8 protein-coding genes are annotated in these 12,418 nt (G+C 71.5%); 6 read left to right on the top strand and 2 right to left on the bottom strand.

Translation table 11 applies throughout. The features are described 5' to 3' along the window. Nucleotides 1-13 precede the first annotated feature (13 nt). The 5 genes from aspS to ACH4F6_RS22530 all read left to right on the top strand — a co-directional run bounded on the left by aspS (nt 14) and on the right by ACH4F6_RS22530 (nt 6,131). Complete coding sequence (aspS, locus tag ACH4F6_RS22550) at nt 14-1,777, top strand: aspartate--tRNA ligase (RefSeq protein WP_397962081.1); 1,764 nt, start codon at nt 14-16, stop codon at nt 1,775-1,777. A 137-nt stretch (nt 1,778-1,914) separates the two neighbouring features. Further along, nucleotides 1,915-2,883 carry a dioxygenase gene (locus ACH4F6_RS22545; RefSeq protein WP_397962079.1) on the top strand — a complete coding sequence of 323 codons (969 nt, stop codon included), beginning with the start codon at nt 1,915-1,917 and terminating at the stop codon, nt 2,881-2,883. 105 nt (nt 2,884-2,988) lie between these two features. Next, nucleotides 2,989-3,957 carry an intradiol ring-cleavage dioxygenase gene (locus tag ACH4F6_RS22540; RefSeq protein ID WP_397962077.1) on the top strand — a complete coding sequence of 323 codons (969 nt, stop codon included), beginning with the start codon at nt 2,989-2,991 and terminating at the stop codon, nt 3,955-3,957. A gap of 206 nt (nt 3,958-4,163) precedes the next feature. Continuing rightward, complete coding sequence (locus tag ACH4F6_RS22535; protein WP_397962075.1) at nt 4,164-4,697, top strand: hypothetical protein; 534 nt, start codon at nt 4,164-4,166, stop codon at nt 4,695-4,697. 90 nt (nt 4,698-4,787) lie between these two features. Then, on the top strand, nt 4,788-6,131 hold the full coding sequence (locus ACH4F6_RS22530; RefSeq protein WP_397962073.1) for a polysaccharide lyase family 1 protein: 1,344 nt from the start codon (nt 4,788-4,790) through the stop codon (nt 6,129-6,131). Nucleotides 6,132-6,336: 205 nt separating this feature from the next. Here the strand turns inward: ACH4F6_RS22530 and metG are convergent, their stop codons facing one another. Next, nucleotides 6,337-7,953, bottom strand: coding sequence for a methionine--tRNA ligase (gene metG / locus ACH4F6_RS22525; RefSeq protein WP_397962071.1), 1,617 nt, complete (start codon nt 7,951-7,953; stop codon nt 6,337-6,339). 110 nt (nt 7,954-8,063) lie between these two features. After that, complete coding sequence (locus ACH4F6_RS22520; RefSeq protein WP_397962069.1) at nt 8,064-9,980, bottom strand: VWA domain-containing protein; 1,917 nt, start codon at nt 9,978-9,980, stop codon at nt 8,064-8,066. A 268-nt stretch (nt 9,981-10,248) separates the two neighbouring features. Here ACH4F6_RS22520 and ACH4F6_RS22515 point away from each other — a divergent pair, with 268 nt between their 5' ends. Next, nucleotides 10,249-12,351 carry a PhoX family protein gene (locus ACH4F6_RS22515; RefSeq protein WP_397962067.1) on the top strand — a complete coding sequence of 701 codons (2,103 nt, stop codon included), beginning with the start codon at nt 10,249-10,251 and terminating at the stop codon, nt 12,349-12,351. Nucleotides 12,352-12,418 lie beyond the last annotated feature (67 nt).

Genomic DNA, 12,418 nt, shown 5'->3' with positions numbered 1-12,418 from the left:
TGGATGAACGACGATGCATCGGTACAGGTCCCACACCTGCGGCGAGCTCCGCGCCTCTGACGTCGGCACCGACGTCCGGCTGAGTGGCTGGCTGCACAATCGGCGCGACCTGGGCGGCATCCTCTTCATCGATCTGCGCGACCACTACGGCATCACGCAGCTCGTCGCCCGTCCCGGCACGTCCGCGTACGAGGCCCTCGACAAGCTGACCAAGGAGTCGACCGTCCGCGTCGACGGCAAGGTCGTCTCCCGAGGCGCCGAGAACGTCAACCCGGACCTGCCCACCGGTGAGGTCGAGGTCGAGGTGGGCGAGGTCGAGCTGCTCGGCGCCGCCCAGCCGCTCCCCTTCACCATCAACACCGAGGACGGGGTCAACGAGGAGCGGCGCCTGGAGTACCGCTTCCTGGACCTGCGCCGCGAGCGCATGCACCGCAACATCATGCTGCGCACGGCGGTCATCTCGGCGATCCGCCACAAGATGACGGCACTGGGCTTCAACGAGATGGCGACGCCGATCCTGTCCGCGACCTCCCCCGAGGGCGCCCGTGACTTCGTCGTGCCGTCCCGCCTCAACCCGGGCAAGTTCTACGCCCTGCCGCAGGCGCCGCAGCAGTTCAAGCAGCTGCTGATGATCTCGGGCTTCGACCGCTACTTCCAGATCGCGCCCTGCTTCCGCGACGAGGACGCGCGCGCGGACCGCTCGCCGGGCGAGTTCTACCAGCTCGACGTCGAGATGAGCTTCGTCGAGCAGGAGGACGTCTTCCGGCCGATCGAGCAGCTGATGACCGAGCTGTTCGAGGAGTTCGGCAACGGCCGCCACGTCACCTCGCCGTTCCCGCGGATCCCGTTCCGCGAGGCGATGCTGAAGTACGGCTCGGACAAGCCGGACCTGCGCGCCCAGCTGGAGCTCGTCGACATCACCGACGTCTTCGAGGGCTCGGAGTTCAAGGCGTTCGCCGGCAAGCACGTGCGCGCGCTGCCGGTCCCGGCCGTCCAGGACCAGCCCCGCAAGTTCTTCGACCAGCTCGGCGAGTACGCGATCTCGCTGGGCGCCAAGGGCCTGGCCTGGGTCCGTGTCGCCGAGGACGGCTCGCTGACCGGCCCGATCGCCAAGTTCCTCACCGAGGAGAACGTCGCCGAGCTGACCAAGCGCCTGTCGCTGGCCGCCGGGCACGCCGTGTTCTTCGGCGCGGGCGAGTTCGACGAGGTCTCGAAGATCATGGGCGCGGTGCGCGTCGAGGCCGCCAAGCGGGCCGGCCACTTCGAGGAGGGCGTCTTCCGCTTCTGCTGGATCGTCGACTTCCCGATGTACGAGAAGGACGAGGACACCGGCGCGATCGACTTCTCGCACAACCCGTTCTCCATGCCGCAGGGCGGCCTCGAGGCGCTGCAGACCCAGGACCCGCTGGACATCCTGGGCTGGCAGTACGACATCGTCTGCAACGGCGTCGAGCTGTCCTCCGGCGCGATCCGGAACCACGAGCCGGAGATCATGCTCAAGGCGTTCGAGATCGCGGGCTACGACCGCGAGACGGTCGAGGAGAAGTTCGCGGGCATGCTGCGCGCGTTCCGCTTCGGCGCCCCGCCGCACGGCGGCATCGCGCCGGGCGTCGACCGCATCGTCATGCTCCTCGCGGACGAGCCGAACATCCGCGAGACGATCGCCTTCCCGCTCAACGGCAACGCCCAGGACCTGATGATGGGCGCGCCGACGGAGCTGGAGGAGGCGCGGCTGAAGGAGCTGCACCTGTCGGTGCGCAAGCCGCAGCCGAAGTAGGCCGACGCGAGAGGGGCGGGGAACCGGACCGGTTCCCCGCCCCTCCCGCGTCGTCGGCGGCCGGCGACTTCAGGTTTCTCAGGAAGCCACAGTCCGCGCCCACGACCCTGACAGCCTCCTTCCCTAGCGTCCGGGGCATGACGGGAAACACCGAAGAACAGAAACCCCACGGGCCCGCCCACAAGCGGAACATGACGCGCCGTAGGGTCGTCGTCGCGGGCGGCGCCGCCGTGGTCGGCGTGGGCGCGGCCGGCGCGCTCGCCCTGAACGCCTCCGCCGACGAGGCGGCGGACACCGCGTCCGCGTCCGCGTCCGGCACCACGGAGACCTGCTACAAGCTCACCTCGGAGACCACCGAGGGGCCGTACTACATCGACGCCGACAAGCTGCGCCAGGACATCACCGAGGACAAGGAGGGCATCCCGCTGACCCTCCGGCTCAAGGTGATCGACGCCGAGACCTGCAAGCCGGTGGTGGGCGCGGCCGTCGACATCTGGCACTGCGACGCGCTCGGCCTCTACTCGGGCTACGAGAGCCTCTCCCAGGGCGGCGGCACGGCTCCCACGGGCGCGCCCCCCTCCGACGCGCCGACCGGCACGCCCACGGACGCGCCGACCGGCACGCCCACGGACGCGCCGACCGGCATGCCGACCGGCGCGCCGCCGTCCGGCGGGGGCGGGGGCGGCCACGAGGAGCCGACCAGCGACACCCGCTACCTGCGCGGCACCTGGAAGACGGACAAGAAGGGCTTCGTCACCTTCAAGACGATCTTCCCTGGCTGGTACCAGGGCCGCTGCGTCCACATCCACACCAAGGTCCACGTGGACGGCGAGTGGACCGACGCCGGCTACGAGGGCGGGCACACCTGCCACACCGGTCAGTTCTTCTTCGACGAGGAGACCGTGCTCCTCACCGAGGAGGTCGAGCCGTACTCGACGAGCACGACCACCCGCACCAAGCTGACCGAGGACACGATCTACGACCAGAGCGGCACGACGGGCGGCCTGCTCAAGCTGAAGTACGACAAGAAGCACATCGCCAAGGGCGTGACGGCCTCCCTCACGATGGGCGTCGACACCGACGCGACCCACGACGGCACGGACTGAACCGCGACCACCCCTCCGTCGATTTCCGGCCCCTTTCGCGCGGGAGTGCGAAAGGGCGCCGTTTTCTCAGCCCGCTGACAGGGTTCCTCCCTAGCTTCCATGCGCATGACAGCTGAGCACCAGGAACCCCGAACGGCCCCTGAGGCACGTGATCTGACACGGCGTCGGGTCGTCGCGGTGGGCGCGGGCGCGCTCGCCGTGGCGGGACTCGGCGGCGGCGCGCTGGCGGTCGACGCGGCGGCGGGCGAGAGAACCCCGGACGACCGCGCGCCGGGCGCGAGAGGCGGGACGGGCACCCCGCCGAAGGACTGCTACGTCCTCACCTCGGAGACCGTCGAGGGCCCCTACTACATCGACGCCGACAAGATCCGCCGGGACGTCCGGGAGGACCGCGCGGGCATCCCGCTGACCCTCCGGCTCAAGGTGATCGACGCCGGGACCTGCCGGCCCGTCCGCGACGCGGCCGTCGACATCTGGCACTGCGACGCGGTGGGCGTCTACTCCGGCTACGAGGACATGGGCAGCGGCGGTGGCGGCGGCCCCGTCCCCACCGGCGAGCCCCCGACCGGCGTCCCGACGGGCGCGCCCCCGTCCGGCAACCCCGGCGGCCACCAGGAGCCCACCGACGACACCCGCTACCTGCGCGGCACGTGGCGGACGGACCGCGACGGCTTCGTCACCTTCAAGACGATCTTCCCGGGCTGGTACCGGGGCCGCTGCGTCCACATCCACACCAAGGTCCACGTGGACGGCGAGTGGACCGCCGGCGGCTACGAGGGCGGGCACGCCTGCCACACCGGCCAGTTCTTCTTCGACGAGGAGTCGGTGGTGGCCACGGAGACGGTGGAGCCGTACGCCTCGAACACCGCCGAGCGCACCCTGCTGACCGAGGACACGATCTACGACCAGAACGGCACGGCGGGCGGCCTGCTCAAGCTCCGCTACGACGAGCGGGACATCACGAAGGGCGTCGAGGCGACCCTGACCGTGGGCGTCGACCCGGACGCCACCCACGACGGCCAGGACGCCCCGCAGCCGGGCCCGGCGCCGTCGGCGTCCCCGTCCGCGACCTGACGCCTCCCGCGCGGCCCGACGGGTCCCGCGATCCGACGCTTCCCGCGGTCCGACGGGATCTCCCCCTTGTCCCGCCCCCTCCCGCCCCCTTCCGGGTGCCCTCACCGGCCCCGCACAGGAACCCCGGGGGCCGGTCACAGCGGTCTGCCTTCTCATGGGGAGGAGGGAGCCGGCGAGGGCCGGCGGGACGAGGGAGGAGAGGCGCCGTGGCATTCGCGATCGGGCTCTCGGTACTGCTGGTCGTCGGCGCCGGGGCGGGAGTCCTGGCCCGGCGCCGGGTTCACCGCAGCCGTCCCCCGTCCGGCCTGGACGCGGAGGCGGAGGCCCACCACGTGCTCGTACGCCTGACGGCCGGCCTGGTCCCGCCGGACGCCCGTGCCTGGTCGGCCGCCGGCGAGGAGGCGGGCCGCGCGCTGACGAGCGCGGCGGAATGCCACCGCCGGGCCCGCACCCGGTTGTCCACGGCCCGCACGCCGGCGGACTACGCGGAGGCGACCCGTGCGGCGACCGAGGGTCTGGCCCACCTCCGAACGGCCCGAACGGCCCTTGAACCCGTCGGAGCGACGACGGCCCGGGTCGTGGCGACGGCCCGGGACGTTCGTGCGGACGCCGGTGATCACGGGGAGGCCGTGCGGACCGGCGACCGGGGGCCGCGTCCGCCCGCCGGTCCCGCCACGGGCACCGCGGCCGGAGGGACCCACGGCCCACGGGGCCGTGACCGCGTCGCGGCGGACCACTGAAAAAAATCTTCCCGGCACGGCAACCCTTCCCGGCCGGGCGGCCACTGATGAGGCGTAAGGCTTGTTCGACAGACCTGTTAGGACTCCTCCGTGGCAGCTCCCTCCCACCGCCGGTCCCTCCGCAAGCGGCGCACCCTCGTCGTCTCCGCCGCCGTCGTGGCGGCCGGGGTCGGTGCCGGCGTGTTCGTGCTGAACGCGAACGCCGACACCGTCGACCTGTACCACCAGACGCTCGCCGCGAAGGACGGCTGGGCGTCCTCCGGCACGGGGACGACCGGGGGCGCGAAGGCCGACGCCGCCCACACCTTCACCGTCTCGACCCGCGCCGAGCTGGTGAAGGCGCTCGGGTCCGCGTCCGACACCACGCCCCGGATCATCAAGGTCAAGGGCACGATCGACGCCAACACCGACGACTCCGGCAAGAAGCTGACCTGCGCCGACTACGCGTCCGGCACCGGCTACTCGCTGTCGGCGTACCTGAAGGCCTACGACCCCGCCACCTACGGCACCTCCAAGCTGCCCTCCGGCACCCAGGAGACGGCGCGCGCCGCCGCGCAGGCCAAGCAGGCGAAGAACGTCGTCCTCAAGGTCCCCGCCAACACCACCCTGGTGGGCGTGCCCGGCACCGACGCCGGGATCACGGGCGGCATGGTCCAGATCCAGAACGTCGACAACGTCATCGTCCGCAACCTCGCCTTCTCCGCCACCGAGGACTGCTTCCCGCAGTGGGACCCCACCGACGGCGACGACGGCAACTGGAACTCCAACTACGACTCCGTCACCCTGCGCGGCGCGACCCACGTCTGGGCGGACCACAACACCTTCACCGACGCGCCCCACCTGGACAGCGCCAACCCCACGTACTTCGGCCGCGAGTACCAGATCCACGACGGCGCCCTCGACATCACCAAGAGCTCCGACCTGGTGACCGTCTCGAACAACCAGTTCACCAACCACGACAAGACCATGCTGATCGGCAGCAGCGACAGCGAGCCCGCGGGCAAGCTGCGCGTCTCCCTCCACCACAACGTGTGGAAGGGCATCGTCCAGCGGGCCCCGCTGGCCCGGGTCGGCCAGGTGCACATCTACAACAACCTGTACGACGTCACGCCCCTCAACGGCTACGCGGTGCAGTACAGCATCAACTCCCGCGCCAAGGCCCAGGTCGTCGCGGAGAACAACTACTGGAAGGTGCCGTCGAGCGTGAAGGTCGCCAAGCTGCTCAGCGGCGACGGCACCGGCTCGGTCAAGGGCTCCGGCAACCTCGTCAACGGCACGGTGACCGACCTGGTCGCCGCCTACAACGCCGCCTCCTCCAAGGACCTGAAGACGACGGTCAACTGGACCCCGACCCTGACGGCGGGCCTGGAGTCCTCGGCGAAGAACCTGCCGACGACGCTGGCGGCCTCGGCCGGCGCGGGCGTCCTGAAGTAACACCCCGGACGCGCGAGGGCCGGGTGACCACGAGCCCCCGGCCCTCGCGTACCCACACCGGCCTCCGCCCCGCCCTCCGCGGCGGTTCTCGCCGCGGTGCGTCCGGCGGACGGAAGGTGTTCCCTCCCGCGAGGGCGGAGGAAACGTTCGCGCCCCGCTCCCGGTGAGAACCGGGAGCGGGGCGCGTCGTCGTGGGGCCCGTGGGTCACGCGGTGGGCTTCTCCTCCAGGCGGGGGAAGAGGACCGCGCCCTTGGTGACCGTGGAGCCGGCGGGGAGGCGGCCCCATTCGGCGGCCTCCTGCACGCGCTGGTCGGCGAGGGCGCCCAGGGTCGCCTCGGCGCCCAGGGAGTCCCAGAGCTTCTGGGAGGTGTCCGGCATGACCGGGTTGAGGAGCACGGCGACCGCGCGCAGCGACTCGGCGGCCGTGTAGAGGATCGTGGCCAGGCGGGCCCTGCCCTCCGGCGAGTCGTCCTTGGCCACCTTCCACGGCTCCTGCTCCGTGATGTAGCCGTTGACCTGCTTGACGAAGTCGAAGACGGCCAGGATGCCGCCCTGGAAGTCCAGCTCCTCGCCGATCTTCCGGTCGGCCGCGGCGGCCGCCGCGGCCAGGCCGTCGCGCAGCGCCTGCTCGGCCTCGCCCTCGGCGGCGGCCTCGGGCAGGACGCCGTCGAAGTACTTGCCGACCATGGCCGCGACGCGGGAGGCGAGGTTGCCGTAGTCGTTCGCCAGCTCGCTCGTGTACCGGGCGGAGAAGTCCTCCCAGGAGAAGGAGCCGTCCTGGCCGAAGGCGATCGCGCGCAGGAAGTACCAGCGGTAGGCGTCCACGCCGAAGTGCGAGGTGAGGTCCTGCGGCTTGATGCCGGTCAGGTTCGACTTCGACATCTTCTCGCCGCCGACCATCAGCCAGCCGTTCGCGGCGACCTTGCCGGGCAGCGGGAGGCCCTGCGCCATCAGCATCGCGGGCCAGATCACCGCGTGGAAGCGGAGGATGTCCTTGCCGACCAGGTGGACGTCGGCCGGGAAGGTGGCCTCGAACTTCTCCTGGTTCTCGTTGTAGCCGACCGCCGTGGCGTAGTTCAGCAGCGCGTCGACCCACACGTAGATGACGTGCTTGGTGTCCCAGGGGATCGGGATGCCCCAGTCGAAGGTCGAGCGGGAGATGGAGAGGTCCTGCAGGCCTTGGCGGACGAAGTTCACGACCTCGTTGCGCGCGGACTCGGGCTGGATGAAGCCGGGGTTCGCCTCGTAGTGGGCGAGGAGCTTGTCGCCGTACTGGCTCAGCTTGAAGAAGTAGTTCTCCTCGCTGAGGATCTCCACGGGCTTCTTGTGGATCGGGCAGAGCTTCTGCCCCGCGAAGTCGCCCTCGCCGTCGAGCAGCTCGCCGGGGAGCTTGTACTCCTCGCAGCCGACGCAGTACGGGCCCTCGTAGCCGCCCTTGTAGATCTCGCCCTTGTCGTACAGGTCCTGCACGAACTCCTGGACGCGGTCGGTGTGCCGCTTCTGCGTGGTGCGGATGAAGTCGTCGTTCGCGATCTCCAGGTGCTCCCAGAGGGGGCGCCAGGATTCGTCGACGAGCTTGTCGGCCCACTCCTGCGGAGTGACGCCGTTGGCTTCGGCCGTGCGCATGATCTTCTGACCGTGCTCGTCCGTGCCGGTGAGGTACCACACCTTCTCGCCGCGCTGACGGTGCCAGCGGGTGAGCACGTCCCCTGCGACGGTCGTGTAGGCGTGGCCCAGGTGAGGAGCGTCGTTGACGTAGTAGATGGGGGTCGAGACGTAGTACGCCTTCGCCCCCTGCTTCTCGGTTCCAGTGGCCGCCATGGTCGAAATCCTACTGGCCCCCTGAAGATCGACTCACACGCGTTTCGGGGGGTGGACGGGACCGGTCCGGTCCGTCCACCCCCCGGGCGCGGGTGCCGTGCGGCGGGTGCCTACGGGCGCCAGGCGGCCAGGACGCCCTCGTAGAGCTCCTGGTCGGTGAGCTCGCGGGGGGTGGGGCCCGCGTGGAAGAACGACGTGTTGCCGGTCTTCAGCTTGCGGAGGTAGTCGAAGGCCTTGTTGTCGTGCTCGCCGAAGGCGACGAAGGAGAAGAACACCGTGGGGTGGTTCTTCGCGGCGTCGGTGAGGGACTGGGTGGCGGGGGTCTTGGCGTCCGGGGCGCCGTCGGTCTGGAACACGACCAGGGCGGGGCCCCCGCCGTGCTCCTCGTGGTGGGCCACGACGGCCTCCACGGCGGCGTGGTAGCTGGTGCGGCCCATGCGGCCGAGGCCGGCGTGGAGCTCGTCGATCCGGTTCTCGGGGTCGGCGAGGGTGAGGTCGGCGGTGCCGTCGACCTCCGTGGAGAAGAAGACGACGTGGACCTTGGGCTCGGCGCCCGCCGGGGCGAGGTGGGCGGCGAGGGCGAGGGTCTGGTCGGCGAGGGCCTGGGCGGAGCCGTCCTTGTAGTACGGGCGCATGGACGCGGAGCGGTCGAGCACGAGGTAGACGCCGGCGCCGGCCTCGGTGAGGTTCAGCTTGGTGAGGGTGGCGTGGGCTGCCTTGTAGGCGGTGGTGAGGTGGGGCGGGGTCCGGGGCTCGGCCGCTGCGGGCTGGTCGGCCTCGGCGGCCGGTGCCGGGTCGGCCTCCGGCTCGGGCTGCGGCTCCGGCGCCGGCTCCGTCGAATCCGACTCCGCCGGCTCAGCCGCCGACTCCGCCGGCGCGGGCTGCGGCTCCGCCGTGGGGGGCTCGGTCGCTTCGGGCTGGTCGGCCTCGGCTTCGCCTTCGGCCGGGTCGTTCCCACCCGCACCACCCGTGCGGGTCTCGTCGTCGGGTGCGGGTGGCCCCTGCGGGGTGTCCTCGCCGTCGGCGGCCGCGGGTTCCACGGTATCCGCCTCGGCGGCCGCCTCGGCCTGCGGCTCGTCCTCGTCCTCGGCCCCGACCTCGGGCTCGTCGGCAACCGGCTCGGCCTCGGCCTCGGGGTCCTCGGCAACCAGCCCGGGCTCGGCCTCAGCCACCGCCTCGGCCACGGGCTCGTCGGCAACCGGTTCAGCTGTCACCTCGGCCTCGGGCTTCTCGGCAACCGCCTCGGGCTCGGCCTCGGCCTCGGGCTTCCCGGCAACCGTCTCGGTCGCGGCCTTGTTTCCGGCCTCGGCCTCGGGCTCCTCGGCATCCGCCTCGGGCTCAGTCGCCACCTCGGCCTTGGGCTCAGTCGCCACCTCGGCCTCGGGCTCAGTCGCCACCTCGGCCTCGGGCTCCTCGGTAACCGCCTCGGGCTCAGCCGCAACCTCGGGCTCGGCCTCGACCGTCACCTCGGGCTCGGCTTCAGCCGCAACCTCGGCCTCGGCCGTCACCTCGGGCTCGGACTCGGCCGTCGGCTTCTCGGGGGTCGCCTCGGGCTCGGGCTGCGTTTCGGGCTCGCGCGCCTCGGTGGTCGGCTCGGTCTCTTCTGCCGTTTCCGTGGCGGACGGTTCGCTTCCTGCCGGCTCGGCCGCAGCCTCGGGCTTCTCGGCAGTCGGCTCGGCCGCGGCTTCGGGCTTCTCGGTGGCCGGTTCGGGGGTTGCGGGCGTGTCCTCGGTGGAGCGGGCCGGCTTCGGGACCGTCACGTTGTCGAAGGCCGCGGCGACGAGTTCGTGTTCCTCGTTCGACTCCGTGCGGGGCTCGGGCACCTGGGCCGCCGGGGTCGGCGGGTGCTCGGGTTCCGTGGTGGGCGAAGGCGTCGTGTCCGGGGAAGGCGTCGTGTCCGGGGAGAGGGTCGTGTCCTGCGGGGGCGTCGTGCCCTGCGAAGGGACCCGTTCCGCATTCTCCGACTCGGCCGTGCTCGTCTTGCGGGAGCGGCCGAACGCGTTCCGCAGGAGAGAGAGAATGCCCATGTGCGCAACCCTTCGCGTGAGGTGATGCCCGTCAATCCCTGGCCAGGACGGACACGTAAGGTTAGCGGCCCCGGGTAGTGATCTTGGGTAGGGGTGAGTGGGGAGAAGGCGGGTGTGTCAACACCGCCTCGGAGCTCCGCCGGCCGCCCTTCCGACACCCCGGCGGCTTCCGGGGATTCACCCGGCATTCACCCGGCGTCAGCACTCCCGCACGTACGTCCCCCTACCGTCACGATCACACCCACGGGCACGCAAGGGGAGAGTAAAGGTGCGCAAGCTGCTGCCGCTGATCGGAACGCCGTCCCAGTCCCATCCGGGCGGGCGTTCCGCCATGACCTGCCGTTTCCGGTGTGGTGACGCCTGCTTCCACGAGGTGCCCAACACCAGCGACAACGAGTACGTCGGCGACGTCATCGCCGGGGCCCTGAGCCGCCGTTCGATGATGCGCGCCGCCGCCGTCGTCACCGTCGCGGGCGCCGCCGGCGCGGCGGGCGTCGCGGGGGCGCTCCCGGCGGCCGCGAGCACGCAGGCGGGCGGCTCGTCCGCGGCGTCCGCCTCCGGAAGATCGTCGAATCCTTCGAAACCGGGCAAGGCGGCGCGAGGGCTGCGGTACAGCAGCGTCGCGCCGAACACGGCCGACGCCGTCGTCGTCCCGGACGGGTACGCGCAGAACGTCGTGATCCGCTGGGGCGAGCCCATCCTGCGGGGCGCCCCGGCCTTCGACCCGGAGAACCAGACGCCGGCCGCCCAGGCGGGCCAGTTCGGTTACAACAACGACTTCCTCGCGCTGCTGCCCCTCCCGGGGGAGAAGAACCGGCAGCTGCTCGTCGCCAACCACGAGTACACCGACGAGATCCTCATGTTCCGGGGGTACGACCCCGCCGCCCCGACCCGGCAGCAGGTGGAGATCGCCTGGGCCGCGCACGGGCTGTCCGCGGTCGTCGTGGAGGGGGACCGCAGGACGGGCCGGCTCGTCGCCGTGCCGCGGCACCCGCTGAACCGGCGGGTCACCGCCACCACCGAGTTCCGGATCACCGGCCCGGCGGCCGGCTCCGCGCTGCTGAGGACCTCCGCCGACCCGACCGGCACCAAGGTCCTCGGCACGCTCAACAACTGCTCCGGCGGCACCACCCCGTGGGGCACCACGCTGCACGGCGAGGAGAACTTCAACCAGTACTTCGCCAACAGCGGCCGGGCCACGGACAAGCGGTACGGCATCGGGACCGGCGCCACCGAGCGCAAGTGGGAGCGGTTCGACAAGCGCTTCGACGTGGCGCAGGAGCCGAACGAGGTGCACCGGTTCGGGTACGTCGTCGAGTTCGACCCGTACGACCCGGCCTCGACGCCCCGCAAGCACACCGCGCTCGGGCGCTTCAAGCACGAGGCGGCGACCGTCCGGCTCACGCACGACGGCCGTCCCGTCGTCTACTCCGGCGACGACGAGCGCTTCGACTACTTCTACAAGTTCGTCAGCAGCAAGCGGATGAAGCACGGCACCTCCCGGGCCGTGCGCGAGCACAACCTGTCGCTGCTCGACGAGGGCACCCTCTACGTCGCCAGGCTCACCGGCGACTCCCCGGCCCTCGAGATCGACGGCACCGGCAAGCTGCCGTCCGACGGCGAGTTCGACGGCGGCGGCGAGTGGATCCCGCTGGCGACCGCCACCGCCAAGGGCGCCGTCTCGCACGTCGAGGGCATGACCGCCGAGGAGGTCTTCGTCTTCACGCGGCTCGCCGGCGACAAGGTCGGCGCGACGAAGATGGACCGGCCCGAGGACATCGAGCCGAACCCGGTCACCGGCAAGGTGTACGTCGCCCTCACCAACAACACCAACCGCGGTGTCGGCTCCAACGCCAAGGCGGACGAGGCCAACCCGCGCAACGCCAACAAGCACGGGCACGTGCTGGAGCTGACCGAGCGGTGGAACCGGCCCGAGAGCACGAAGTTCGCCTGGTCGCTGTTCCTCGTCGCGGGTGACCCGGACGACCCGGCCACCTACTTCGCGGGCTTCCCGAAGGACTCCGTCAGCCCGATCTCCTGCCCGGACAACGTGGCCTTCGACCCCCACGGCAACCTGTGGATCTCCACGGACGGCTCCCAGCTCGGCTCGCACGACGGACTGTTCGGCGTGGCCACGCGCGGGGAGCGCCGCGGTGAGCTGAAGCAGTTCCTGACCGTGCCGACCGGCGCCGAGACCTGCGGTCCGCTCGTCCAGGAGCGGCGGGTGCTGGTCGCTGTGCAGCACCCGGGGGAGGTCGACGGGGCGTCGGTGGAGAAGCCGGCGAGCACCTGGCCCGACGGTCCCGGCAGGATCGTCCGTCCGGCGGTCGTGGCCGTGTGGCGGCGGGACGGCGAGGACATCGGCGTCTGACGTGTGGTTCGTCGCCTGACGCGACCGCCGCGCCCCCCGTGCCGTCCCGGCGGCACGGGGGGCGCGG

The organism is Streptomyces sp. NPDC017936, assembly GCF_044328485.1.
GTDB lineage: Bacteria > Actinomycetota > Actinomycetes > Streptomycetales > Streptomycetaceae > Streptomyces.
The sequence above is the reverse complement of the archived record's forward strand: the minus strand, read 5'-3'. Positions and strand labels throughout refer to the sequence as shown.